Genomic DNA, 23,301 nt, shown 5'->3' with positions numbered 1-23,301 from the left:
CCGGCGGTCAAGAAACTTCGAGCAACTCGGCCGGAGTCGAGGCACTCCCCCGCCCTACCTTCGGTGCATGGGTACGAACCATTCGGCCGAGCGGGACGCCGGCCCTCGCACGGCAGTCGAAGCGCTGAAGGCCGCCCTGGCCCGCACCGGGCTCGTCCTCCCCTCGCTCGGGATCGACGACGGATCGTCACTGGGTCTGGTCAACCTCGGGCGTGTGCGCCCCGACGTCGCGTTGCGCCTCGCGGTCCTCCTCAGCCAGGCGCACGACACACCCCTCGAGGCCGACATGGCTCTGGAGCCAGGGTCGGCGCGCACCGCCTCACCCGGACAGGAGCGGTGGTGAGCATCGTGCCCGAAGCGGTGCGGCGAGAGGCCGTTGCCGCGTGGCTGGCCGGGAGTCTCAACAGGCCCCGCAACGCCCACCAGGAGTGGGCCGCCTGCGGCATCGCCCTCCTGGCACTGGGGCGCCGCTTCTCGGCCCTGCGCGTTGCCGAGGAGCTGGTGTGCGCCACTGCCCGAGGCACAGACACCACCACCGTGAACAACCTCCTGCGCGACGCCCTGCACGGCCCCGTCATCCACGACCCGCGCGGGCGACGGTTCTATGTGCTGGTGCCGTCGTCGCCGCCCGTCCAGAGCCTCGGCCCGTACGCCACGTACTTGGGCCTCGGCACCTACCTGGGCGTACCGCACATCGAGTGGCGCCGGCCGGACGAGCGTCACGGCGGCTACTGGGCCGTCCCCATGGAGACGCCCGGCGCGCTCTGTGATCCGGACCGGGTCCTCGGGCTCATCGAGGCCGGCTCGGCGGCGCTCGACGAGGGGGGCGTGTCGTGAAGCGCCCTACGAAGACTCCCGCACCACCAGCTGCGTGGGCAGCACCAGGCGGGGGCGGGTGGGTTCGGGGGTGGATATCTCGGTGAGGAGCAGGGTCGCCATCGCACGGCCCATCTCCTCGATCGGCTGGCGCACGCTGGTCAGCGGCGGGTCCATGTGGCGGGCTATGGACGAGTCGTCGAAGCCGATCAGGGCGGTGTCCTCGGGGATGCGGCGGCCGTGGTCGCGCAGGACCTGGCGGGCGCCCGAGGCCATCACGTCGGACGCGGCGAAGACCGCGTCGAGGTCGGGGGCGCGCTCCAGGAGTTCGGTCATCGCGCGGCGGCCGCCCTCCTCGGTGAAGTCCCCGTGGGCGGTCAGCGCGGGCAGGCCCGCCTCCGCGAGGGCCGCCCGGTAGCCGTCCAGGCGGCGGCGGGCGCCGTACACGTCGAGGGGGCCGGTGATCGTCGCTATGCCGCGCCGGCCGCGCGCCAGCAGATGGGCGACGGCGGCGCGGGCGCCCTCGAAGTTGTCGGAGTCGACCGAGGCGAGCGGTTCGTCCTCGGAGCGCCGGCCGCTGATGACGACGGGGATGCCGAGCTGTTCCAGGAGGTCGGGGAGCGGATCGTCGGCGTGGACGGAGACCAGCAGGACGCCGTCCACCCGGTTGGAGGCCAAGTACTGGGCCAGTCTGCGCCGTTCGCGGTCGCCGCCCACCAGGGTGAGCAGGAGCTGCATCTCGGTGTCGGCGAGCGCCGCGCCGACCCCGCGCACGATGTCGGAGAAGTACGGCTCCGCGAAGAAGCGGGCCTCGGGCTCGGGGACGACCAGGGCGATCGCGTCGGTCCGGTTGGCGGCGAGCGCCCGGGCCGCGCGGTTGGGTACGTAGCCGAGTTCGGCGACGGCGGCCTCGACGGCGGCGCGGGTCTCCTCGCTGACCCGGGGTGAGCCGTTGATGACCCGGGACACCGTGCCCCGGCCCACTCCGGCCCTGGCCGCCACTTCTTCGAGGGTGGGTCGCCCCGCGCTGCGACCCCTGACCGTGCGAGCTGCTGTCACGTCTGCCTCCCCAACTCGCGCAACTCCGGTGAAAATAACAGCCCCCGCCGGACCGGGAGCGTCATCCCCAGTCATTGCGCGGTCCCTTGACAGTCCAACAGGGAGCCGCGACCCTTCAACACATCACGGCTGGGAGCGCTCCCACAGTAGTAGGTCCCTACACCTTTCGCATCCCTTCCGCCCGCGCCTCGCGTCAACTCGCCTGGCCCGGACGACAGTTGGAGGAAGCACATGCGCACGCGTACACGTATGTCCAGACGGCTGGCGGCTTTCGTCGCGGTGGCCGCGCTCGGCACCGGGCTGCTCGCCGGATGCGCCGACGACGGCAAGTCCCCGTCGGCGGACGGCTCACCGGCGGGTGGCGGCGGAGGCGGGGGCGGTGCGAAGACCACGCTCACCGTCGGCGTCTTCGGCGCCTTCGGCCTGAAGGAGGCCGGGCTCTACGACGCGTACATGAAGCTCCACCCCGACATCGAGATCAAGCAGACCTCGATAGAGCGGAACGAGAACTACTACCCCCAGCTCCTGACCCACCTCGGCTCCGGCAGCGGGCTCGCCGACATCCAGGCCGTCGAGGTCAGCAACATCGCCGAGGTCACCGCGACCCAGAGCGGCAAGCTGGAGGACCTGTCCAAGACCTCCGGGGTGAACAAGGACGACTTCCTGCCGTGGAAGTGGGCCGAGGCCACCGCCAAGGACGGCAAGACGGTGGCCCTCGGCACCGACACCGGGCCCACCGGCATCTGCTACCGCAAGGACCTGTTCGCCAAGGCCGGTCTGCCCACCGACCGCGAGGCCGTGGGCAAGCTGTGGGCGGGCGACTGGAACAAGTACCTGGAGGCCGGGCGCCAGTACAAGGCGAAGGTGCCGTCCGGCGCCGCTTTCGTCGACTCGGCCTCGGGGGTGCTGAACTCGATCACCGGGTCCAGTGCCACGCGGTACTACGACGGTGACGGCAAGGTCGTCTACAAGACCAATCCGTCCGTGAAGCAGGCCTGGGACACCGCCGCCGCGTTCGCGACCGGCGCGCTCACCGCCAAACTCCAGCAGTTCCAGCCCACATGGGACCAGGGCTTCGCCAACGCCTCCTTCGCCACCGTGTCCTGCCCGGCCTGGATGCTCGGCTATATCCAGGACAAGGCGGGCGCCTCCGGCAAGGACCAGTGGGACGTGGCCGCCGCCCCCAAGCCCTCGAACTGGGGCGGCTCCTTCCTGACCGTCCCCTCGGCCGGCAAGCACAAGGCCGAGGCCGCCAAGCTGGCCGCCTGGCTGACCGCGCCCGCCCAGCAGGCCACCCTGTTCGAGAAGCGCGGCAGCTTCCCGAGCGCCAAGGCCGCCTATGGGCTGCCCGCGGTGGCCAACGCCAAGCACGCCTACTTCGGCGGCGCCCCCATCGGCCAGATCTTCGCGAAGGCCGCCGAGGGAACCCCGGTGCAGACCCTCGGCCCGAAGGACCAGATCATCCAGCAGAACCTCTCCGACGTCGGCATGCTCCAGGTCGACCAGAAGGGCACGTCGCCGCAGCAGGGCTGGGAGGCCGCGGTGAAGGCGATCGACAACGCGCTGGACCAGTGACGATGGCGAGCGACGCCACGACCGCCGTGCCCTCCCCCGGTTCCGGGCAGGAGGGCACGGCCCCCGCCCGGGCCCGCGCCGAGGAGCGCCGCAGCCGCCGCTACCGGCGGGACATGCGCTGGAGCCCGTACGCGCTGATCGCCCCGTTCTTCGTGTTCTTCGCGGCCTTCGGCCTCTTCCCGCTGCTCTACACCGGCTGGGCCTCGCTGCACCAGGTCGAGCTGACCGCGCCCGACGACATGACGTGGGTGGGTCTGCGGAACTTCTCGCGGCTGCTTTCGGACGACTTCTTCTGGAACGCGCTGCGCAACACCTTCACCATCGGGGTGCTGTCCACGGTGCCCCAGCTGCTCGTCGCGCTCGGCATCGCGCACCTGCTCAACTACAAGCTGCGCGCCTCGATGTTCTTCCGGGTCGCCGTGCTCACCCCGTACGCCACCAGCGTGGCGGCGGCGACCCTGGTGTTCGTGCTGCTCTTCGGGCGCGACTACGGAATGATCAACTGGGCGCTCGGGCTCGTCGGGTTCGACCCCGTGGACTGGCAGAACGGGAGCTGGACCTCCCAGCTCGCGGTCTCCACCATCGTCATCTGGCGGTGGACCGGCTACAACGCGCTGATCTATCTCGCCGCGATGCAGGCGGTGCCCGTCGATCTGTACGAGTCGGCCGCCCTGGACGGCGCCTCGCGCTGGCAGCAGTTCCGCCATGTGACGATCCCCGCGCTGCGGCCGACGATCCTGTTCACCACGGTCGTCTCCACCATCGGCGCGACCCAGCTGTTCGGTGAGCCGCTCCTGTTCAACGGCGCCGCGGGCGCCACCGGCGGCTCGGACCACCAGTTCCAGACGCTCGGCCTCTACCTGTACGAACAGGGCTGGGTGAATCTGCACCTGGGCCGGGCCTCGGCGATCGCGTGGGCGATGTTCCTGATCCTGCTCCTCATCGGCGCGGTGAACTGGATCGTCTCCCGCACCTTGCGTAAGGGGATGACGAGTTGAGGGCCCAGCGCGCCGGCCGCCAGCTGTACGGCGGCCGCCTCACCTACGCGGTACTGATCGTGTTCACCGCGGGATCGCTGTTCCCGCTGGTCTGGACGGCGGTCGCCGCCTCCCGCACCAACACCCGGCTCGCGCAGACACCCCCGCCGTTCTGGTTCGGGGGGAACCTGTTCAAGAACCTCCAGATCGCCTGGACCGACGCCAACATGGGCACGGCCCTGCTCAACACGACGATCGTGGCCGGGTCCATCGCGGCGGGCACGGTGTTCTTCTCCACCCTGGCCGGCTTCGCCTTCGCCAAGCTGCGCTTCCGCTTCAAGAACCTGCTGCTGCTCCTGGTGATCGGCACGATGATGGTGCCGCCGCAGCTCAGTGTCGTACCGCTGTACATGATGGTCGCCAAGCTGTCCTGGACCGACCAGCTCCAGGCCGTCATCCTGCCCACCCTGGTCAGCGCGTTCGGGGTGTTCTTCATGCGGCAGTACCTCGTGGAGGCGCTGCCCACCGAGCTGGTCGAGGCCGCCCGGGTGGACGGGGCGAGCAGCTGGCGGGTGGTGTGGCACATCGTGTTCCCGGTGGCCCGGCCGGCGATGGCGGTGCTCGGGATGCTGACGTTCGTGATGGCCTGGAACGACTTCTTCTGGCCGATCATCGCGCTGACCCAGAACGGCAGCCCCACCGTCCAGGTGGCGCTCACCGGCCTCGGCCGCGGCTACATCCCCGACCAGTCGGTGATCATGGCCGGCGCCCTGCTCGGCACGCTCCCGCTGCTGCTCGCGTTCGTCCTGTTCGGACGGCAGATCGTGGGCGGCATCATGCAGGGCGCGGTCAAGGGCTGAGCGGCTCCAGAAGGCGAACAGGTCGTCAACCCCCCTTATTCCTCTGCTCGTTGGGAGTGTCGTATGTCCGACCGCTTTCCGCCCGGGTTCCTCTGGGGCGCCGCCACCTCCGCCTACCAGATCGAGGGGGCGACGGCCGAGGACGGCCGCACCCCCTCGATCTGGGACACCTTCAGCCACACCCCGGGCCGGACCGCCGACGGCGACACCGGCGACCTGGCGGTGGACCACTACCACCGGATGCGCGAGGACGTCGCGCTGATGGCGGAGCTGGGCATCACCTCGTACCGCTTCTCGGTGTCGTGGTCGCGGGTGCAGCCCACCGGGCGCGGGCCCGCCGTCCAGCTCGGCCTCGACTTCTACCGGCGTCTGGTCGACGAGCTGCTCGACCACGACATCACGCCCGCGCTCACCCTCTACCACTGGGACCTGCCGCAGGAGCTGGAGGACGCCGGCGGCTGGCCGGCCCGCGACACCGCGCTGCGATTCGCGGAGTACGCCACGCTCGTCGGGGCCGCGCTCGGCGACCGGGTCGAGCGGTGGACCACCCTCAACGAGCCCTGGTGCAGCGCCTTCCTGGGGTACGCCTCCGGGGTGCACGCGCCGGGACGCACCGAGCCGGCCGCCTCCCTGAGCGCCGCCCACCACCTCAACCTGGCGCACGGGCTCGCCACTTCGGCCCTGCGCTCCGCGATGCCCGCGCGCAACCAGATCGCGGTCAGCCTCAACTCGGCCGTCATCAGGCCCCGTTCACAGGACCCGGCCGACCTGGAGGCGGTCCGCCGGATCGACGACCTCGCCAACGGCGTCTTCCACGGGCCGATGCTGCACGGGGCGTACCCGGCTCGGCTGTTCGCGGACACCGCGTCCCTCACCGACTGGTCCTTCGTGCGGGACGGCGACCTGGGCGCCATCCACCAGCCCCTGGACGCGCTCGGTCTCAACTACTACACGACCTCCCTGGTGTCGGCGGCCGCGCCCGAGCCGGGCGCCCCCCGCGCCGACGGGCATGGCGCGAGCGCCCATTCGCCCTGGCCGGGAGCCGATTCGGTCGCCTTCCACCAGCCGCCGGGCGAGCGCACCGCGATGGGCTGGACCATCGACGCGTCGGGCCTGTACGACCTGCTGCTGCGCTACACCAAGGAGGCGCCCGGACTGCCCCTCCTGGTCACCGAGAACGGCGCGGCCTGCGACGACAAGCCGGGGCCCGACGGCTCGGTGCACGACCCGGACCGCATCCGCTATCTGTACGACCACCTCGCGACGGTCCGCCGGGCGATGGAGGCGGGCGCCGATGTGCGCGGTTACTACCTCTGGTCCCTGATGGACAACTTCGAGTGGTCGTACGGGTACGGCAAGCGATTCGGGGCGGTGTACGTGGACTACGAGACGCTGGCCCGTACCCCGAAGTCGAGCGCCCGCTGGTACGCCGAGCTGGCCCGGACGGGCGAGCTGCCCGCGGTGTGACCGGGGCGACGCGGCAGTGGGGGCGACGGGCTTGAACCTCACGCGGCGTGAGGTTGCACAGTTACCCCATGAGCGAATCCGACGAATCCACGTGGAAGGTGGGTCCCCTGGCGCAGGCGTGCGGGCTCACCGTCCGCACCCTGCACCACTGGGACACCATCGGTCTGCTCTCGCCGTCCCGCCGCACCGCCGGCGGGCACCGCGAGTACACCGGGAGCGACATCGAGCGGCTGTACCAGGTCCTCGCCCTGCGCAGCCTGGGGCTCGGCCTCGACACCATCGCGGTGTGCCTGGACTCGGGGGTCGACCCCACCCGGGTCCTGCGCGACCACCGCGAGAGCGTCGAAGCCCGTCTCACGGCGCTGGAGCACCTGCGGGACCGGCTCGTACGCATCGAGGAGCAGGTGGCGCGGGGCGCGGGGCCGACGACCTCGGCGCTCATCGACGCGCTGCGCGCCACGGGCGCCGCGAGCCCCGGCGCCGACCAGGCCCTGCGCCGCCACCTCGACGACGAACAGCTCCAGGCACTGGGCACCCACGGCGCGGCCGTCGGCCCGTCGGCGCACTACTTCCTGGAGGTCGAATGGCCCGAACTGTACCGCCGGGCCGATGAGTTGAGACGCTCCGACGTTCCGCCCACCGACGCCCGCGTCCGCAGGGTCGCGGCCCGGATGGACGAGCTGAGCGCGCTGTTCAGCGGCGGTGACCGAACGATCTCCACCGGCGTACGAACCGCCTGGCGCGAGGACCCGGCGGCCCTGTCCGGCGACGCGTCGGCGCGGCCGGGCCGGTGGGACGGCCTCGCGGACTATCTGGACGAGGCCCGGAAGGGAGACAGGTGATGGGCCGGTACTCGTGGTTGCCGTTCGTACTGCTCACGCTGCCACTGGTGTGCGTGCTGGCGGCGTTCGGGGTGTTGGGGTGGGACGTGGTGGTGGGGATGGCGATCGCGATCGGCGTACTGGCGCTGGTGGCGAGGGCGTTCACGCGGGCGTCCGGGGGTTGAGGGGCCCGCTCGTACCCCGGCTGAACGGGCCCGCTCGTACCGCTGGTGGACGGGCCCGCCCGTACCGCTACTTGTAGGCGCCGAAGGCCTCGGTGAAGGCGAGCGGGGCCTGGGTGATCGAGGAGCAGGTGGGGTCGGCGGAGTTCTTGGCGCCGCCCGGGCACTGCTGGTCGCGCGCGGCGGACCACATGGAGAGCCTGCCGATCCCCTTGGACTTGGCGAAGTCGACCAGCTCGCCGGCGTCGGCCACGGTGAACTTCTCGACGTTGACGTCATTGACGCCGATCATCGGCGTGACGGCGACGGCGGCCCACGCGGCGGCGTCGCTCAGCCCCAGAACTCCCTTGATCTGAGCCTGGGTCGCCGTGGCTGCCTGGATGGCGTAGCCGCCCATGTCGCCGCTGTAGGAGGGCCCGTAGTCCATCGCCATGATGTTGACGGCGGACACCTTCACACCGTTCTTCTTGGCGTCGGCGACGAGGTCCACGCCGGGCTGGGTCAGGCCCTCCGGCATCACCGGCAGCGTGAAGGACACGTCGAGGCCGGGATGGGAGGCCTGGAGCTTGGCGATGGCCTGGGCGCGGCGGGCGTTGGCGGCGGTGTCCGGCAGCGCGGCACCCTCGATGTCGAAGTCCACCTTGGTCAGCTTGTACGCGTCGATGACCTTGCCGTACGCGGTGGCGAGCTCATCGGCGCTCTTGCAGACGAGGCCGAGCTCGGAGCCGGAGGCGCCGCCGAAGGAGACCCGGGCGTCGCCGCCCTTGGCGCGCAGCGCGCCGACCTGCGAGGCCACCTTGTCGTTCGCCAGGTCGGTGACGCCGCCCCACAGCGGGGTGCAGCCGCCGCCGGAGGTGATGAAGGCGAGGGTGAACTCCTTGACGCCGGTCTTCTCGGCGGTGCCGACGATGTCGTACGCCGGGTAGAGCGAGGTGTCGACGTACGGAGCGAACCGGGCCCCGCTCGCGGTGCCGCCGCCGGCTGGCTTGCTCGGGGTGGGTATCGCGGTGGCCGGCTTGGACGGCTGGGTGGTGGGCTTGGTGCCGGTCCCGGTGGTCGGCTTCGTACTGGCCGACTGCGAGGGCTTGGGGGTGGGCTGCCCGGTGGGGCGGCCGCTGGGCTTCGGGGTGGCGCCGGTGTCGACGGAGCACTTCTCCTGGTTGATGAGACAGCCGGTGGGGTCGGCCGCGGTGCCGCTTGAGGCGGTCCCGCTTGTGGCGGTGACGAAGCCGACGGTCATCGAGGCGCCGGGCGCGAGGCCGTCCTTGGCCCAGCTCGGGGGCTTGACGGTGACATGCGAGCCCTTGACGCTCTGGTCGCCGTTCCAGAGGGAGGAGAGGGTGGTGCCGGCCGGGAGGTCGAACTCCAGGGTCCAGTCGGGGAGCGCCTTGCCGGAGTCGTTGGTGATGACGTACTGCCCGGTGTAACCACCGGTCCAGCTGCTGGTCCTGGTGTACGCGGCGCCGACCGAGGCGGCCTGTGCGGTGCCGGTGAGCGCGAAGGCCGCGCCGCCGACGACCGCGGCGGCGACCACCGCGCCGATCGCCTTGGTCTTGCCGCTCGCCCTGCGCCGGTGCGTCCTGGTGCCCATGCCGTGCCTGCCTCTGCGTTACGGGGTGTATCGGGGGGTGCGGGGTGCACGCTAGCGGCGCGGGATCGGACAAATTGGCCTTCCCGGGAGGGGGTTGGGGATCTTAGGGTGGGCTTAAGGGTGCGATCGGGGGTGATTAAGCCCGGGGGTGTTCTCCCACCCACCCGCCCGTGCAGCGGGTTGGCAGGCCCCGGCTCCCCTGGGGCTCCGCCCCAGACCCCGGGGGGTTCGCCCACCCGCCCGCCCGTGGCCCGGGGTTGGTTGGTTCCGGGACCCTGGGGCTCCGCCCCAGACCCCGTTCGCGCCTTAAGGGCGCTCGTCCTCAAACGCCGGACGGGCTAGGTATGCCAGCGCTGGCCGGCGCCGAGTAGTTAAGGGGCGCGGGGAACTGCGCGAGAAGCGACCACGGCCCGCGGACGAAGGCGGGTTTTGGGGGCGCGGGGAACTGCGCGAGAAGCGAGCACGGTCCGCGGACGAAGGCGGGTTTTGGGGGCGCGAGGAACTGCGCGAAAAGCGGGCACGGTCCGCAGGATCGAGAGAGGTTGGGGGCGCGGGGAACTGCGCGAAAAGCGGGCACGGTCCGCAGGATCGAGAGAGGTTGGGGGCGCGAGGAACTGCGCGAAAAGCGGGCACGGTCCGCAGGATCGAGAGGGGTTGGGGGGCGCGGGGAACGGCGCGAAACGTGGGCGCCCGCGTTCGGGGCCGTTGCCCCCGGAGGGGGTCGGGGAGGGGCGGGGTGGGGAACAGCGGGCGGTTACGCCGGGGCGCCGCGGCGGGCGCGCCGCAGGCGGTGGCCCCGGCGATCGGGGGCCGCGCGGCCGAGGCCGATCCAGAGGCGGACCTCCGTGCCCCCCAGCACCGAGTGCCCGATCCGAACGTCCCCGCCCGTCGACTCCGCGACCCGCCGCACGATGTCGAGCCCGAGCCCGGTGGACCCGGGGCGGCCCCCGCTGTTGCCGCGCGCCAGCGCCGCCCGGGGGTCGGAGATGCCCGGCCCCGCGTCGGAGACGAGGACGATCACCGCGTCCTCCCCGTTGTGGACGTCCACCGAGAACGCCGTCCCCTCCGGCGTGTGCCGGAACACGTTGCCGAGCAGCGCGTCGAGCACGGCCACGAGGTCGGCCCGGGCCACCGGGATGCGGACCGGCCGGTCCACGCCGGCGAGCCGCACCTCGCGGCCCTGGTCCTCGGCGAGCGCCGACCAGAACTCCATCCGTTCCCGGATCACCTCGCAGGCGTCACAGCCCGCGCCCGGCCCGGCGGGCTGGGTCTTGGGCTTGGCCTCGCGCGCGGTGCGGATGATCGTGTCGACCTCCCGCTCCAGTTGCTCGACCGCCGCCCGGGTCTGGTCGGCCGCGGGCCCGTCGCCGAGAGAGGCCGCGTTGAGGCGGAGTACGGTGAGCGGCGTACGCAGCCGGTGCGAGAGGTCGGCCGCCAACTCCCGCTCGTTGGCGAGGAGTTGGACGACCTGGTCGGCCATGGAGTTGAACGCGGTGGCCGCCTGGCGCAGTTCGGTGGGGCCCTCCTCGGGGACCCGCGCCCCGAGCTTGCCCTCGCCCAGGTCCTGTGCCGCGCCCGCGAGCCGCTGGGCCGGGCGGACCATGCGTACACCCAGCCGGTCGGCGACGGCCACGGAGCCGATGATCAGGCCGATGCCGACCCCCGCAAGGACCAGCCACGCCGTCGCGACGCCGTTGGTGACCTCGGCCTCCGGCACGAAGACCTCGACGATCGCGATCTGGCCGGAGCTCAGCGCGGTCGGCTGGAGCAGGGTGGAGCCGCCCGACACGTCGGAGATCGAGGCCTTGATGACCTTCCGGGTGGTTTCGAGGTCCTCGTCCGCGGCCCGCTGACGTCCGATCTCCACCGGCGCGCTGCCCGGTACGGCCGGGTCCGCCGGGACGTGCACGGCCATCCGGCCCTCGGCGCCGGACTGGGTGGAGGCGACGGCCCGCTCCAGGGCGTCGCGGCCGGTGGTGATGGACAGGGTGGGGCCGATCGCGGCGGCCTGCCGCTCGGCGTTGGAGAACGCCCGGTCGCGGGCCATCTCCTTGATGACGAGGCCGAGCGGGACCGCGAAGGCGACCACGACCATCACGGTGACGGCGAGACACACCTTGACCAGCGCCCACCTCATCGAGGCGGCTCCAGCTTCACGCCGACGCCGCGCAGGGTGTGCAGATAGCGCGGCCGGGCCGCGGTCTCCCCCAACTTCCGCCGCAGCCAGGACAGATGGACGTCGATGGTCTGGTCGTCGCCGTAGGACTGCTGCCACACCTCGGCGAGCAGCTCCCTGCGGGCCACGACCACTCCGGGCCGCCCGGCGAGGAAGGCGAGCAGGTCGAACTCGCGCCGGGTCAGGTCGAGCCGTACTCCGTCGAGTTCGGCCTGGCGGCGCAGCGGGTCGACGCGGAGCCCGCCGACCTGGAGCACGCGCGAGGGCGGTTCGGCGTCGGCCGTGGCGCGCGCCCGGCGCAGTACGGCGGCCATCCGCGCGGAGAGGTGCTCCACGGAGAACGGTTTGGTGAGGTAGTCGTCGGCGCCGTCGTTGAGCAGCCGGACGATCTCGCTCTCGTCGTCCCGGGCGGTCGCGATGATCACCGGTACGTCGGTGATGCCGCGCAGCATCTTCAACGCCTCCGAGCCGTCCAGATCGGGCAGTCCGAGGTCCAGGATGACCACGTCGAACCGGAAATGGGCTACTTCGCGCAGCGCCTCAAGTGCCGTGCCGACGCTCCGTACCGTGTGGGAGGCCTCGGTGAGGTGGCGGATGAGGGCGGAGCGGACAAACTGGTCGTCCTCGACCACGAGCACACTTGCCATGGGCCGCACCGTACGCCATCCGGAGGACCGGAGTCCCCCGAGGGAGTGGAGTCGGCGGCGGTGGGACACGGGTGGGGCGCGTGGTGCAGTATGGCCCGGATGCACAGAGGACTCGTACACGGTTTGGCGTGGTCGCTCGCTACCGGAGCGGCGGTGACGCTCTCCTGGTGGGGTGTCCACACGGTGATGGCCGGCACGGCGTACGACCCGCCCCGCGCCCTGCCGATCAGCGGTGACGCGCGCATCGACCAGGGCTCGCGGCCGGACGCCTCGTCCACCCGGCGCCCCAAGGAGACCCCCTCCCCATCGCCCTCCGCGTCCGCCTCCGCGACACCCTCGAAGGACGCCGCGAGCGACAAGCCGCCGGGCGGCCACTCCTCGCCTCCCGGGTCGTCCGGCGGCACCAAGTCGGCCTCGATGTCGGGCAGTTCGGGCACCGCGGGCAACCCGGCCAATTCCGGTGCGGTACAGGGGTACAACGTCGCGGGCGGGCGGGTCGTCTTCGACCTCGGGGACAGCTCGGCCCAGCTGGTCTCGGCGACGCCCGCCTCGGGTTGGCGGATGGAACGCTGGATCCAGTCGCAGTGGATCCGGGTCACCTTCACGCGCGGCAGCGAGACCGTCTCGGTGTTCTGCACCTGGAACGGCCATCCGCCCATGGTGGAGATCAACAACACCTGACCGGACGGCCCGCCCGAAGGCCCGGGTTCAACGGCACGCGACCCGGCGGCTCATCCGAACGCCGAGGCGGGCGGCGCCGGTGAGGGCTTGGCGCTCGCGTCGCTCACGGCGAGCGCCCCGCCCGTGAAGTCGGCGAGCTCCCGCCCGTGCTGGACGCGGCCGGGGTGCGGGTCGCCCGCGATCCGCCGGGTCAGCTCGGCGACCGGCAGCGCCACCGCCGAGCACACCAGGACCGCGTTCCCGAACCGCTTGCCGCGCAGCACCGTGGGATCGGCGGCGAGCGCGAGTTCGGGGAAGACCCCGGCGGCGGTCGCGATCTGGCCCCGCAGATGCGCGAGCGGCGGCCCGTCGGCGAGGTTCGCGGCGTAGGTGCCGCCCGGCTTCAGCACCCGGCGTACGTCCGTGAGGAACTCGGTGCTGGTGAGGTGGGCCGGGGTGCGGGCTCCGCTGAACACGTCCGCGATGACGAGGTCGGCCCAGGCGTCGGGGAGCTTGGCGAGCCCGGCGCGGGCGTCCCCGCCGCGTACCCGGATCCGCGCCCCGGGGTCCAGCGGCAGCTCCCGGCGCACGAGCTGGACAAGGGCTGCGTCCAGCTCGACGATCTGCTGGGTGGAGCGGGGCCGGGTGGCCGCGATGTAGCGGGCCAGGGTGAAGGCACCACCGCCCAGGTGCAGGACGTTGAGGGGCTGACCGGCCGGGGCGCAGAGGTCGATGACGTGCCCGAGGCGGCGCTGGTACTCGAAGGTCAGCCGGTCCGGGGCGTCGAGGTCCACGTGCGACTGGGGAGCCCCGTCCAGCAGCAGCGTCCACCCGCCGGTCCGGTCCCGGTCGGGTATGAGTTCGGCGAGGCCGCCGTCCACCGTCTCGACGACGGGCTCGGGCCCGCGCCGCCTGCTGCTCTTCGCCATCCGGCCATTATCGACCGGCGGGACGGGTGCCGCCTTCCCGGGCCCGGGCCCCGCTCAGCGGCCCTCGGTCCCGCAGGTCCCGTGGGCCGCCTCTCTGATCCCGTCGGCAGCCTCGATCATGCGGGCCGCCTCGCCGAGGGCCGCCCGCAGCAGGCCCGGATCGGTGACCTCGGTCGTGTTCGGCGGGAGCAGCCAGCCCGATCCGGTGACGGGGGGCGCCGCGGGCAGGCCCTCGATGCGCAGCCCGCGCCCGCTGGTCTCCGTACAGGCGCTGCCCGGCACGTCCCAGGCCGCCGCGGTGCCCGGCGGGACCAGGAAGCCGAGGGTGTCGCAGGTTCCGTCGTGCAGGACGGGTCCGACGGCGGCGGGGGTTTCGCCGCGGCGGATGATGTCGACGGCCTCAAGTCCCTGACGGGCGGGCACGGTCACCAGGTCACAGGGTTCCGCGGGGGCGCAGCCGGGGACCGGCGGGGCGCCGGCCCGCGCCGAGTGCGGATGACGGGCGGCCGTCGTCTGCGGACCGGAGACGGTGAAGTCGATGGCGGTGTCGGTGTTCACGCAGTCCTCCAAGAAGGCAAGCCCGCCGCGTCGCTGCGGTGTCTGGCGCTCTCCGCATGGTTCAACGCCCTTGCGCGTCAAGGGGAACGGCGGCACGCCGCCGCAAAGGATGGCAGTTCATGGCGGATCAGGGGTGAGATATCCCTTTTGTAGCCAAACACTGCGTGAACAAGCCATCACAGCCGGTACGTTTTTGCTCCGCCACACCCCGCCGGAGAGAGCTGTCCAGCCATGGCGCCGTCACCAGATCCCCAGGCAGACCACCGGGCGAACGACCGGACCCCGCGGACCCCGGAGCGGCTCACGCGTGAACCCAACGCGGCCTTCCGGCAGTTGAGGGGTGCCCGCTCGCCGGGCGAGTTCGCGGCCTCGGTCCGCCGGGCCGCCCGGGAGATCGGTGAACAGGTCGCCTGCGACGCGCGTTATATCGGGCGGGTGGAGAACGGCGAGATCCGCTGCCCGAACTATGCGTACGAAAGGGTCTTCCGGCACATGTTCCCGGGTTTGACCCTGGCCGACCTGGGGTTCTCGTCGAGGGAGACGGTACGCGGGCGAGGAGCGCGCCCGCTGTCCGCCGCACCCCCGCTCCCTGTCGCACCCCGCCCCGCCGATCCGTCGCACCACCCCTCGTGCGACCCCTCGCACGAGCCGTCCCATGACCACCAGAACCACGAGGAGAGCGACGTGCTGCGTCGCGCATTCATGACGGGCTCCACCGCCACGGTGGCGGCCGTCTCGCTGGGCCTCGGCCCGGTATCCGCCCATGCCGTCCAGCGCGTCGGCGAGGCCGAGGTGAGCGCCGTCGAGGAGGCGGTGCGCAGAATCAGGCTCCTGGACGACCGGCACGGCGCGGACGGCCTCTACCAGCGGGCCGCCCAGCCGCTGCGCACCGCCTACGCCCTGCTCGACGCGAGCGCGTCCCGGCGCTCCACGCAGGAGCGGCTGCACTCGGGCGCGGGTGAACTCGCCATCTCCGTCGGCTGGTTGGCCCATGACTCCGGCCGCTTCGGAGAAGCCCGCTCGCACTACGCGGAGGCGCTCGCCACGGCCCGGCTCGCCGGGGACCCCGCTCTGGAGGCGCACGCGTTCTGCAACATGTCGTTCCTGGCCAGGGACATGGGGCGGCCGCGCGAGGCGATGCGGGCGGCACAGGCGGGCGAAAGCGCGGCCCGGACGCTCGGCTCCGCGCGCCTGCTGTCCCTGCTCGCGCTGCGCGAGGCCGGGGGCTGGGCGGGGCTCGGCGACCGCTCGGCGTGCGAGGAATCGCTCGCGCGGGCGCACTCCCAGTTCGCGCGGGGCGCCTCGGGCGCCGACCCCGAGTGGATGAGCTTCTTCGTCGAGGCCGAGCTGGAGATGCTCCAGGCGCAGTGCTTCTCGGCGCTCGGCGACTGGTCCCGGGCGGCCCGGCACGCGCACCGGGCGGCGGCGGTGCAGGATCCCCACTTCGCCCGGAACCTGGCCCTGTACCGGGCCGAGCTCGCGGACGATCTCGCGCGGGCGGGGGCGCCGGCGGAGTCCGCGGCGGCGGGGCAGCAGGTCCTGGACCTGCTGAACCAGGTCCAGTCCACGCGGATTCAGGCGATGCTGGCGGATACGGCCCGGATCCTGGCGCCGCATCGGGGGGCGGCGGAGGTGGCGGCGTTCTTGGAGCGGCGGGGGGCGGTGGCGGTGTAGGGGTCCCCTCGCCCCACGGCCCGAGGTCCTGCCCCCTGCCCCCGGGCCCCCGGGTCAACCCCGGTATCGGGCGCGACCCACGGCCGCCGCGATCGTCAGCGGTACGGTGAGGATCGCGGCCGTCAGGAACAGCCCCCCGTACGCGTGGTGTTCGGCAGGCCCGGCGGCGATGGCACTGGCCAGGGCGCTGCCGACGTAGAGGGCCAGGCCGAACATCGCGACGCCGGTGGCGCGGGCCGCCGGGGACAGGCCGGTGGCCCAGGACTGGATCGTGGAGTGCATGAACGACCAGCCGCCGCCGAGCAGCAGCGTGCAGGCCACCAGCGCGGGCACCGACCGGCTGGCCGCGGCGACGCCGAACGCCAGGGCCATCTGCACCCCGCCGACCACGATCAGCCGCGCCGGTGTCCAGCGGCCGACCAGCCGCTTGACCGTCTGGGCCGCGGTCATCGAGCCCACGCCGTACAGCGCGGACACCGCGCCGGCCAGGGTCGCCGAGGCGCCCTGGGATTCGAGGGCCGGCGCGATGTACGTCAGGAAGCCGAGCAGGACGGCGCCTTCGAGCATGGCGACGGCCATGACGTACCACTGCCAGCCGGACCGCAGGACGACCTTGAACGGGGCGAACAGTGCGCCGGACGCCGCGCGCGGCGGCTCCGGCAGGCGGCGCAGGGCCACGGCCAGGTAGGTGGCGATCAGGCCGGGCAGGGCGAAGACCAGCCGCCAGCTCACATAGTGCGCCAGTGCGCCGGCGACGACCGTGGCCACAGCGGTGCCCAGGGCGAACGCGGTCATCAGTTCGCTGAGCGGACGTTGACGCACCGCGGCGGGCACGGTGTCCCCGATGTAGGTGATGGAAGCCGCGATGGACGCGGCGAAGAACGCGCCGGCCGCGGTGCGCGCCACGATCAGCACCGTCGCGCCGGGCGCGATCACCGAGCAGAGCGCGGCGACGGCGGCACCGGCCAGGGAGATCCGCATCACCCGCACCCGGCCGAGTCGGTCACTGGCCAGGCCCCAGACCGGCTGCATCAGGCCGTAGGCGAGGAAGTAGCCGCTGGCCGCGAGCATCACCGTGGGCAGCGAGACGCCGAGTTGGGTGCCGATGAGCAGCAGCATCGGGGTGATGCAGAAGCGGTCGAAGTTGCTGACGAATCCGGCGGCGCGCAGCAGCCGCAGCGAGCCGGCGGGAAGCGAAGGGCCGGAGGGGGGCGCGGGAGGTGCGGGGGTGGTACGTGGTGAGTCGGTGGTGTCCATGGGGCTCCTTGTGGCGTGCCTGCCGGTGCTTTCGGACCGGCAGGACCAGCTCACCACCGCCGGCGATCAAGGTGGCACCCCAGCCGATTACCCTTGCTCACACCCTGAGGGCGAGGCGTACGGCCCTCGGCGGCAGGGGCCCACGGTGTGAGGGGGAAGCATGAACGGCGCAGGAGTCGACGGCCGGGCCCGCGAACTGGGCGCGTTTCTGCGCTCCCGCCGTGAGCGGCTTGCCCCCGCCGATGTGGGACTGCCCGGCTCACCGCGGCGGCGCACCCCGGGGCTGCGGCGCGAGGAGGTCGCGGAGCTGGCCGGGATCAGCAGTTCCTGGTACGCGTGGCTGGAGCAGGGGCGGGTGCGTACGTCGGCGCAGGTGCTGCGGTCGGTGGCGCGGGCGCTGCGCCTCGACGCGGACGAGACCGCCCATGTGATGTCGTTCGTGGAGCACGCCGAGCCGGCCGAGCGGCCGCCGGGATGGGTGTCGCGCAACCTGCTGTCCCTGGTGGAGTCGCTGGAGCCGAACCCGGCCGCGGTGCTCGACCCGCACTGGGACCTGCTGGCCTGGAACCCGGGGTACGCCGCGCTGCTCACCGATCTGGCGCGGCTGGCACCCAAGCAGCGCAACCTGCTGTGGCTGGTGTTCCGCTGGCCCCCCGCCCGTACGTTGCTGGCCAGTTGGGAGCAGGAGGCACGGAGTCTGCTGGGCCAGTTCCGGGCGAAGGCGGCAAGGCATCCCGAGGACGGCCGGTATGCCGAGATCATCGCGGAGCTGCTCGCCGACCCGGACGCGGCGCGCTGGTACGACCGCCGGGAGACCTCGGCGTTCCATCCCGCCGTACGTCACTTCCGTCATCCGGTGGCCGGTGATGTGCGTCTGCGGTACGTCAAGCTCGCGGCCGTCGACGAACCGGGCCACCATCTGCTCGCCTATCTTCCCGACGACCGGGCGACGGAGGAGGCACTGGGCCTGCTGGTCCGGGGTTGAGCCGGTGCCCCCCGGGTGACCACGGCATGCGGGCAGCGGTGACGGCCCGATCGCTCCGGTGGGTCGCGGTCGGGCCGTCACCTTCACCTTCACCGGCGCGTCGCGGGGGTCGGTGCGCCGGCAGGTGAGCCTGGGGGTGTCAGGAGGTGAGTACCGCCTTCATCACGGAGCCGTCGGCGACCGCGCTGAGCGCGTCGGCGTGCTGCTCCAGGGGGAACGGCGTCACCAGACTCGCCAGGTCGAACCGGGCCGTGAGGGCCGGCAACAGGCGGACGTATTCGACGAGATGGGCGCCGGTGAAGGCCCAGGAGCCGACGACGTCGAGCTGGCGGTGGACGATCTGGTGCGGATTGATCAGGGTGTCCCCGGCGTCCGTGTACTGGCCGATGATCAGGTAGCTTCCGCCCCGGCGGGCGAGGGTGAGCCCCTGCCCGACGGCGGCCGGCACCCCGGCGCACTCGATCACCAGGTCGGCGCCGTCCCCGCCGGCGGCCTCGCGTGCCTCGCGCAGGACCTCCTCGGGGTCCTCGGCGTCGGCGATGTTCAGGTGGACGTCGCCGATGCCGGCGGCGGCTGCCCCCTCCAGGCGGCCGGCGGGGCCGCCGACGACGATGACCTTGGCGGCGCCGGCCAGGTGCGCGAACGCGGCCGCCGCGAGGCCGACCGGGCCGCTGCCCTGCACCACCACGGTCTCGCCAAGACGCACGGGCCGCCGCTCGTACAGGGCGTGCGCCACGGTGGGCCCGGCGCAGGCCAGCGACATGGCCGCGATCGGATCGACGCCGTCGGGCACCTTGACGACGGCGGTGCCGGGCTGGAGCACGATGTGGTCGGCCCAGGCGCCGGAGAGTTCGGGACCGCTGTCGAGGCCGCGATTGACGCCATAGGTGCGGCGCTGCTCGCACAGGGTCGGTTCGCGGTGCAGCCGACAGGGCGGGCAGACGCCGCAGGCGATGGAGGACGCCCACATCACCCTGTCACCGGCCGCGAGCGGCGCTCCGGTGGCGTCGCGGTGGACGCCGGCGCCCAACTCCCTTACGACGCCGAGTCCTTCGTGGCCCAGGACGAGCGGGACGGGGATGTCGAGGTGCCCCTGCTTCAGGTGCAGGTCGGTGCCGCAGACGCCGCCGTAGCCGCAGGCCACGATCATGCCGCCGTCCGGGGCCGGGGGAAGCGCGAACTCCCTCAGCCGCAAAGGGGAGTTGAACTGTTCGAGGACTACGGCGCGTCCGGTGCGCGGCGTCATGACGTCACCGTACGCAGGCCGAGCGCCTCGGAGAAGGATGAGTCCAGGGGGCGCAGCGGCTCGGTGTCGCGGCACACGACGTAGTCCGGACGCGGCGCGCCCGCGGGGCGCGGCAGGTTCGCGGTGTCGTTGTAGGTGGCGATCAGCAGGCGGCGGGCGAACGGCGACATGTTGGGCGCCGAGCCGTGCACGATCTCCGGCGAGAACAGCACCACGGAGCCGGCCGGGCCCTTCGGACTGGTCATGCCGTGCCGGTCGACGAGTTCGGCGAGCTGCCGGGGGGTCAGCGAGATGTCGTCGGGGTCGAGGTGCTGGTCGGACTTGGCGACGGCCGAGCGGCCCTCTCGGACGAGTCCGCCGCGGTGCGAGCCCGGCAGGAAGATGACGGGGCCGTTGAACTCGGTGACGTCGTCGAGGAAGACCCCGATGCTGATCTGCCGCGGTGCGGGGAGCCCGTCGGCGAGACGCCAGGCGAGGTAGTCCTGGTGCCAGGCCCACTTGTCGCCGCCGAAGGGCGGCTTGGCGTTGATCTTGAACTGGTAGATGTAGACGTCGTCGGTGAGGAGCTGCTGGACGGCCGGCAGGATGCGGGGATCGCGGACCAGGCCGGCGTACTCGGGCTGGCGCTGGTGCGAGGAGTAGACCGCGCGGACCTCCGTGCCGCCGTCCTCGGTCACCAGCTGGGGGCCGGGGATCTTGGTGTCGCGGTCGAGGGCCGCCCGGAGCGTGTCCACCTCGCGGGGGTCGAGGAGGGCTTCCAGCGTCAGGAATCCCTGGTCGTGGTACTGGTCGACCTGTTGCCGGGTCAGTCGCATGGTGTCTTCTCCTGAGGGTGTGGGGTGTGTCGGTGCGTGGGGCGGGGGTGGGGCCGTCACCCCATGAAGTGGCCGCCGTCGACGATGAGTTGCTGCCCCGTGACATAGCCGCCGCGCGCGGTCACCAGATACTCCAGGGCGTCGGCCATGTCGTCCGTCGTGCCGAGCCTGCGGGCAGGAATGGTGTCCAGGACCGTGGCCAGCCGCTCCGGGTCGTCGAGGCGGTAGCGCTCGGTGACCTCGTCGGTGTCGGTGAAGCCGGGCAGCAGGGCGTTCACTCTGATGTGCGGGGCCAGTTCGAGGGCCAGGCACTTGGTGAGCTGGATCAGGCCCGCCTTGCTGGCGCAGTAGTTGGCGCCGTCGCGCCGGGGCCGGATCGCCGTGGTGGAGGCGACGTTGACGATGCTGCCGCCGCCGGCCTCCACCATCACCGGCGCCAGGGCCCTGCTGAGGTGGAAGGGGCCGGACAGGTTGGTGGCGAGGACCGTGTCCCAGTCCTCGGCGGTCATGGACAGGAAGGGCCGGTCGCGGTTGACACCGGCGTTGTTGACGAGCACCGCGGGCGTGCCGTACTCACCGGTGATCCGGTCGCAGACCGCCCGGATCTCGTGGGGCCGGGTGAGGTCGCAGCGCAGTGTCGCGATCCGGCCCTCGCCGGCCTTCTCGGTCTGCTCGGCGGCACGGTCGTCGCCGCGGTAGAGGGCGATCACCCGGTGCCCGAGGGCGGCGAGCCGCAGGCTCAGTGCGCGTCCGATGCCACGGGTGCCGCCGCTGACCACGGAGGTCGTCATAGTGAGCTCCCTGAACTGCCTGGTACGAATGGTCAGTTGGCGACGAGGTCGCCACGCTTGAGACCGGAGCCCTCGGGCACCGCGGCCGGGTCACCGCCGAGGTCCACCACCTCGTTGCGCTCGTCGACGAAGACGACGTGCGGAACGAAGCTCGCGGTCTCCTCGTCCGTCATGGCGGCATACGCGATGATGATCACCCGGTCGCCGGGGCTGATGAGGCGGGCGGCGGCACCGTTGATGCCGATGACGCCGGAGCCGGCCGGGCCCTCGATGACATAGGTGGAGAGCCGGGAGCCGTTCTCGATGTCGACGATGTCGACCTTCTCGCCGGGCAGCAGGTCCGCGGCCTTCATCAGGTCGGAGTCGATGGTCAGCGAGCCGACGTAGTGCAGGTCGGCCTGGGTGACGGTGGCGCGGTGGATCTTCGACTTCATCAGGGTGCGGAACATGGGTACTCCTTGGGTGAGGTGTTGATGGGTGCGAGCGGGCCGGGGCCGGTCCCCGTCAGGTGGTCGGCCAGGTGGCGTAGCGGCGCATGCCGTACAGGAGCGGCGCCGCGTCGGGCACGGATGAGTGGGTCTCGGTGTGCACCACCTCGCCGATGACGAGGGTGTGGTCGTCGGCCGGGATGAGCCGGGCCACGCGGCACTCGGCGCTGGCGTGGGCGTCCTGCGCCAGCACGGGGAGACCGGTGGCGGGCGCGGGCCGCCAGGCGGTGGTGCGGAAGCGCTCGGCCGCGGGCCCCGCGAACGCCTCGGCGGCGCGCCGCCCGGCGCCGTGCAGGAAGTTGACGGTGAACGCGCCGCGGGCGGCGATCACCGGCAGGGTGCTGCCGGTGTTGGCCACGGACACCAGGAGCTGCGGCGGGTCGAGGGACAGCGAGCACAGGGCGGTGCAGGTGAAGCCGTACGGCCTGCCCTGCGCGTCGGCCGTGGCGATGACGGCGACGCCGCTGGGGTGCGAGCCCATCAGGGCCCGGAAGGCGTCGCGTGTGACGGCGGGGGCGTCCTGGACGGGGATCACCATGCGAAGGCCCGGGCGTCGTAGAGATTGACGCCGACGGCGGCCTTGCCCAGGTACTCCAGGCAGTCCTGCGGTTTGGCCGGCATCACATGGGCGAAGGACGCCTCGCGGATCAGCCGCTCCAGGGGGTGTGCGCGGCTGACGGCGGCCGAGCCGCACAGCCGCAGCGCGTCCTGGGCGAGCTGCGGACCGGCCTCGCCGACGACGTACTTGGCGGCGTGCACCATCGCGTTGGCCTCCAGGCTGCCGCGCTCGGCGGTGACCAGGTCACCGGCCTCGTGCACCAGGGCGCGGGCGGCCCGCAGCCGGGCCGACATGCGCCCCAACTCCTGCTGTACGACCGGCGATTGGGCTCGCGCGGGAGACGCCGTGACGTGGTCGACGGTGTGCCGGAAGAGGGCCTCGGCGATGCCGAGGTAGGCGCCGGTGTAGCCCGCGATCATCCAGTGCGGCTCGCGTACGACCTTGAACAGGGACATGCCTTCGACGCCCAGGTAGAGCCGGGACCGCGGCACCGGGACCTCGTCCAGGGTCATGGCGGCGGTGCTGGTCCCGTACATCGCCGACATGTGGTGGACGCTGCCGAAGCCGACGCCGGGGTCGTCGGCGGCGACGACGAAGTGCGAGACCTCGGCGGAGTCCTCGGCACCGTCGTCGGCCACGGCCGCGACGACGTAGTAGTCGGCGGCGCCCGCCAGCGAGACGAACGACTTGTGGCCGGTCAGGATGTAGTGCGCGCCGTCGTCGGAGAGCCGGTAGCGGGTGTGCATCCCGCGGAGTTTCGCGCCCCGGCCGGTCTCCGAGGTGGCGGAGGCGAACAGCTTGCGGCCGTGCACGACCTCGTCCAGCATCCAGGCGCGGAACGTGTCGGCGGCCGGGGACAACCGGGTGCCGGCGGAGTCGGCGAGCGCGCCGATGACGACGTGGTGCATGTTGAAGCCGAGGGCGGCGGCCCCGTTGTGCGCGCCGAGTTCGGCGAGGACGCGCCAGTAGTCGCCGAAGCCGAGGCCGGCGCCGCCCGACTCCTTGGGGACGAGCAGCGCGAGCAGGCCGGAGTCGCGCAGGATGCGGTAGGTCTCGTGGCCGTCGGCACGTCCGGCATCGACGTCGGCGGCGAGCGGGGCGAGCGCCGCGCCGGTTTCCGCGGCTAGTTTGAGGAGGTCGTCGAGTTGGGTCGGCAGCGTCATCGATG

The 23,301-nt window shown here is 72.4% G+C and carries 23 protein-coding genes and 1 pseudogene; 11 read left to right on the top strand and 13 right to left on the bottom strand.

What is annotated here, in order from left to right:
* Positions 1-67: 67 nt before the first annotated feature.
* Both N4G70_RS01185 and N4G70_RS01180 read left to right on the top strand, forming a co-directional pair.
* Positions 68-253 (top strand): annotated as a pseudogene (locus N4G70_RS01185) (hypothetical protein); the annotation flags it as partial.
* Between the two features lie 86 nt (positions 254-339).
* Positions 340-837: a hypothetical protein gene (locus N4G70_RS01180; protein WP_261710458.1), complete on the top strand. Its 498-nt coding sequence runs from the start codon at positions 340-342 to the stop codon at positions 835-837.
* Between the two features lie 6 nt (positions 838-843).
* Here the strand turns inward: N4G70_RS01180 and N4G70_RS01175 are convergent, their stop codons facing one another.
* Complete coding sequence (locus tag N4G70_RS01175) at positions 844-1,875, bottom strand: LacI family DNA-binding transcriptional regulator (RefSeq protein WP_261710457.1); 1,032 nt, start codon at positions 1,873-1,875, stop codon at positions 844-846.
* Between the two features lie 231 nt (positions 1,876-2,106).
* On the opposite strand from N4G70_RS01175, the gene N4G70_RS01170 reads away from it, so the two are divergent.
* The 6 genes from N4G70_RS01170 to N4G70_RS01145 all read left to right on the top strand — a co-directional run bounded on the left by N4G70_RS01170 (position 2,107) and on the right by N4G70_RS01145 (position 7,760).
* Positions 2,107-3,450 carry an ABC transporter substrate-binding protein gene (locus N4G70_RS01170; protein ID WP_261710456.1) on the top strand — a complete coding sequence of 448 codons (1,344 nt, stop codon included), beginning with the start codon at positions 2,107-2,109 and terminating at the stop codon, positions 3,448-3,450.
* A 2-nt stretch (positions 3,451-3,452) separates the two neighbouring features.
* A complete protein-coding gene (locus tag N4G70_RS01165) occupies positions 3,453-4,448 on the top strand; it encodes a carbohydrate ABC transporter permease (protein ID WP_261711327.1) in 996 nt (331 codons plus the stop codon).
* Entirely contained in the window at positions 4,445-5,287 is an 843-nt protein-coding gene (locus N4G70_RS01160; protein WP_261710455.1) for a carbohydrate ABC transporter permease, read from the top strand. The genes N4G70_RS01165 and N4G70_RS01160 overlap by 4 nt, the downstream gene beginning before the upstream one ends.
* A gap of 63 nt (positions 5,288-5,350) precedes the next feature.
* Positions 5,351-6,754 (top strand): GH1 family beta-glucosidase, encoded by a 1,404-nt coding sequence (locus N4G70_RS01155; RefSeq protein ID WP_261710454.1) that lies wholly within the window; start codon positions 5,351-5,353, stop codon positions 6,752-6,754.
* A gap of 68 nt (positions 6,755-6,822) precedes the next feature.
* Positions 6,823-7,596 (top strand): MerR family transcriptional regulator, encoded by a 774-nt coding sequence (locus N4G70_RS01150; RefSeq protein ID WP_261710453.1) that lies wholly within the window; start codon positions 6,823-6,825, stop codon positions 7,594-7,596.
* Positions 7,596-7,760: a hypothetical protein gene (locus tag N4G70_RS01145; RefSeq protein WP_261710452.1), complete on the top strand. Its 165-nt coding sequence runs from the start codon at positions 7,596-7,598 to the stop codon at positions 7,758-7,760. Before N4G70_RS01150 ends, N4G70_RS01145 begins: the two co-directional genes overlap by 1 nt.
* Before the next feature lie 67 nt (positions 7,761-7,827).
* On the opposite strand, the gene N4G70_RS01140 is transcribed toward N4G70_RS01145, so the two are convergent.
* From N4G70_RS01140 to N4G70_RS01130, 3 genes are all read right to left on the bottom strand, one after another.
* A complete protein-coding gene (locus N4G70_RS01140; protein ID WP_261710451.1) occupies positions 7,828-9,348 on the bottom strand; it encodes a cellulose binding domain-containing protein in 1,521 nt (506 codons plus the stop codon).
* A gap of 754 nt (positions 9,349-10,102) precedes the next feature.
* Entirely contained in the window at positions 10,103-11,485 is a 1,383-nt protein-coding gene (locus tag N4G70_RS01135; RefSeq protein ID WP_261710450.1) for a HAMP domain-containing sensor histidine kinase, read from the bottom strand.
* Positions 11,482-12,171 (bottom strand): response regulator transcription factor, encoded by a 690-nt coding sequence (locus tag N4G70_RS01130; protein ID WP_261710449.1) that lies wholly within the window; start codon positions 12,169-12,171, stop codon positions 11,482-11,484. Before N4G70_RS01130 ends, N4G70_RS01135 begins: the two co-directional genes overlap by 4 nt.
* Positions 12,172-12,270: 99 nt before the next feature.
* On the opposite strand from N4G70_RS01130, the gene N4G70_RS01125 reads away from it, so the two are divergent.
* Positions 12,271-12,852: a hypothetical protein gene (locus tag N4G70_RS01125; protein WP_261710448.1), complete on the top strand. Its 582-nt coding sequence runs from the start codon at positions 12,271-12,273 to the stop codon at positions 12,850-12,852.
* A gap of 50 nt (positions 12,853-12,902) precedes the next feature.
* Here N4G70_RS01125 and N4G70_RS01120 read toward each other — a convergent pair whose 3' ends face one another.
* Complete coding sequence (locus N4G70_RS01120; RefSeq protein WP_261710447.1) at positions 12,903-13,760, bottom strand: spermidine synthase; 858 nt, start codon at positions 13,758-13,760, stop codon at positions 12,903-12,905.
* Positions 13,761-13,814: 54 nt separating this feature from the next.
* On the bottom strand, positions 13,815-14,300 hold the full coding sequence (locus N4G70_RS01115) for a hypothetical protein (RefSeq protein ID WP_388721660.1): 486 nt from the start codon (positions 14,298-14,300) through the stop codon (positions 13,815-13,817).
* Between the two features lie 249 nt (positions 14,301-14,549).
* On the opposite strand from N4G70_RS01115, the gene N4G70_RS01110 reads away from it, so the two are divergent.
* On the top strand, positions 14,550-15,992 hold the full coding sequence (locus N4G70_RS01110; protein WP_261710446.1) for a tetratricopeptide repeat protein: 1,443 nt from the start codon (positions 14,550-14,552) through the stop codon (positions 15,990-15,992).
* 54 nt (positions 15,993-16,046) lie between these two features.
* Here N4G70_RS01110 and N4G70_RS01105 read toward each other — a convergent pair whose 3' ends face one another.
* Entirely contained in the window at positions 16,047-17,249 is a 1,203-nt protein-coding gene (locus tag N4G70_RS01105) for an MFS transporter (protein WP_261710445.1), read from the bottom strand.
* A 160-nt stretch (positions 17,250-17,409) separates the two neighbouring features.
* Here N4G70_RS01105 and N4G70_RS01100 point away from each other — a divergent pair, with 160 nt between their 5' ends.
* The gene (locus tag N4G70_RS01100; protein ID WP_261710444.1) at positions 17,410-18,234 is read left to right on the top strand and encodes a helix-turn-helix domain-containing protein; all 825 of its coding nucleotides are present in this window, start codon (positions 17,410-17,412) and stop codon (positions 18,232-18,234) included.
* Between the two features lie 139 nt (positions 18,235-18,373).
* On the opposite strand, the gene N4G70_RS01095 is transcribed toward N4G70_RS01100, so the two are convergent.
* The 6 genes from N4G70_RS01095 to N4G70_RS01070 are packed head-to-tail and all read right to left on the bottom strand — an operon-like array spanning position 18,374 to position 23,296.
* Entirely contained in the window at positions 18,374-19,480 is a 1,107-nt protein-coding gene (locus N4G70_RS01095; protein ID WP_261710443.1) for a zinc-binding dehydrogenase, read from the bottom strand.
* On the bottom strand, positions 19,477-20,295 hold the full coding sequence (locus tag N4G70_RS01090; RefSeq protein ID WP_261710442.1) for a phytanoyl-CoA dioxygenase family protein: 819 nt from the start codon (positions 20,293-20,295) through the stop codon (positions 19,477-19,479). Before N4G70_RS01090 ends, N4G70_RS01095 begins: the two co-directional genes overlap by 4 nt.
* A 56-nt stretch (positions 20,296-20,351) precedes the next feature.
* Positions 20,352-21,086 carry an SDR family NAD(P)-dependent oxidoreductase gene (locus tag N4G70_RS01085; RefSeq protein WP_261710441.1) on the bottom strand — a complete coding sequence of 245 codons (735 nt, stop codon included), beginning with the start codon at positions 21,084-21,086 and terminating at the stop codon, positions 20,352-20,354.
* Between the two features lie 32 nt (positions 21,087-21,118).
* Entirely contained in the window at positions 21,119-21,535 is a 417-nt protein-coding gene (panD, locus tag N4G70_RS01080) for an aspartate 1-decarboxylase (RefSeq protein WP_261710439.1), read from the bottom strand.
* A 55-nt stretch (positions 21,536-21,590) separates the two neighbouring features.
* Entirely contained in the window at positions 21,591-22,112 is a 522-nt protein-coding gene (locus tag N4G70_RS01075) for a flavin reductase family protein (RefSeq protein WP_261710438.1), read from the bottom strand.
* The gene (locus N4G70_RS01070; RefSeq protein WP_261710437.1) at positions 22,106-23,296 is read right to left on the bottom strand and encodes an acyl-CoA dehydrogenase family protein; all 1,191 of its coding nucleotides are present in this window, start codon (positions 23,294-23,296) and stop codon (positions 22,106-22,108) included. Before N4G70_RS01070 ends, N4G70_RS01075 begins: the two co-directional genes overlap by 7 nt.
* Between the last annotated feature and the right edge of the window lie 5 nt (positions 23,297-23,301).

It is taken from the genome of Streptomyces sp. ASQP_92, assembly GCF_025399895.1.
GTDB lineage: Bacteria > Actinomycetota > Actinomycetes > Streptomycetales > Streptomycetaceae > Streptomyces.
The sequence above is the reverse complement of the archived record's forward strand: the minus strand, read 5'-3'. Positions and strand labels throughout refer to the sequence as shown.

What these genes read in the sequence shown, in the direction of transcription:
- N4G70_RS01170 (WP_261710456.1), top strand. Translation starts at nt 2,107, where the DNA reads ATGCGCACGCGTACACGTATGTCCAGACGGCTGGCGGCTTTCGTCGCG.
- N4G70_RS01165 (WP_261711327.1), top strand. Translation starts at nt 3,453, where the DNA reads ATGGCGAGCGACGCCACGACCGCCGTGCCCTCCCCCGGTTCCGGGCAG.
- N4G70_RS01155 (WP_261710454.1), top strand. Translation starts at nt 5,351, where the DNA reads ATGTCCGACCGCTTTCCGCCCGGGTTCCTCTGGGGCGCCGCCACCTCC.
- N4G70_RS01150 (WP_261710453.1), top strand. Translation starts at nt 6,823, where the DNA reads ATGAGCGAATCCGACGAATCCACGTGGAAGGTGGGTCCCCTGGCGCAG.
- N4G70_RS01145 (WP_261710452.1), top strand. Translation starts at nt 7,596, where the DNA reads ATGGGCCGGTACTCGTGGTTGCCGTTCGTACTGCTCACGCTGCCACTG.
- N4G70_RS01140 (WP_261710451.1), bottom strand. Translation starts at nt 9,348, where the DNA reads ATGGGCACCAGGACGCACCGGCGCAGGGCGAGCGGCAAGACCAAGGCG.
- N4G70_RS01135 (WP_261710450.1), bottom strand. Translation starts at nt 11,485, where the DNA reads ATGAGGTGGGCGCTGGTCAAGGTGTGTCTCGCCGTCACCGTGATGGTC.
- N4G70_RS01130 (WP_261710449.1), bottom strand. Translation starts at nt 12,171, where the DNA reads ATGGCAAGTGTGCTCGTGGTCGAGGACGACCAGTTTGTCCGCTCCGCC.
- N4G70_RS01125 (WP_261710448.1), top strand. Translation starts at nt 12,271, where the DNA reads ATGCACAGAGGACTCGTACACGGTTTGGCGTGGTCGCTCGCTACCGGA.
- N4G70_RS01120 (WP_261710447.1), bottom strand. Translation starts at nt 13,760, where the DNA reads ATGGCGAAGAGCAGCAGGCGGCGCGGGCCCGAGCCCGTCGTCGAGACG.
- N4G70_RS01110 (WP_261710446.1), top strand. Translation starts at nt 14,550, where the DNA reads ATGGCGCCGTCACCAGATCCCCAGGCAGACCACCGGGCGAACGACCGG.
- N4G70_RS01105 (WP_261710445.1), bottom strand. Translation starts at nt 17,249, where the DNA reads ATGGACACCACCGACTCACCACGTACCACCCCCGCACCTCCCGCGCCC.
- N4G70_RS01100 (WP_261710444.1), top strand. Translation starts at nt 17,410, where the DNA reads ATGAACGGCGCAGGAGTCGACGGCCGGGCCCGCGAACTGGGCGCGTTT.
- N4G70_RS01095 (WP_261710443.1), bottom strand. Translation starts at nt 19,480, where the DNA reads ATGACGCCGCGCACCGGACGCGCCGTAGTCCTCGAACAGTTCAACTCC.
- N4G70_RS01090 (WP_261710442.1), bottom strand. Translation starts at nt 20,295, where the DNA reads ATGCGACTGACCCGGCAACAGGTCGACCAGTACCACGACCAGGGATTC.
- N4G70_RS01085 (WP_261710441.1), bottom strand. Translation starts at nt 21,086, where the DNA reads ATGACGACCTCCGTGGTCAGCGGCGGCACCCGTGGCATCGGACGCGCA.
- panD (WP_261710439.1), bottom strand. Translation starts at nt 21,535, where the DNA reads ATGTTCCGCACCCTGATGAAGTCGAAGATCCACCGCGCCACCGTCACC.
- N4G70_RS01075 (WP_261710438.1), bottom strand. Translation starts at nt 22,112, where the DNA reads ATGGTGATCCCCGTCCAGGACGCCCCCGCCGTCACACGCGACGCCTTC.
- N4G70_RS01070 (WP_261710437.1), bottom strand. Translation starts at nt 23,296, where the DNA reads ATGACGCTGCCGACCCAACTCGACGACCTCCTCAAACTAGCCGCGGAA.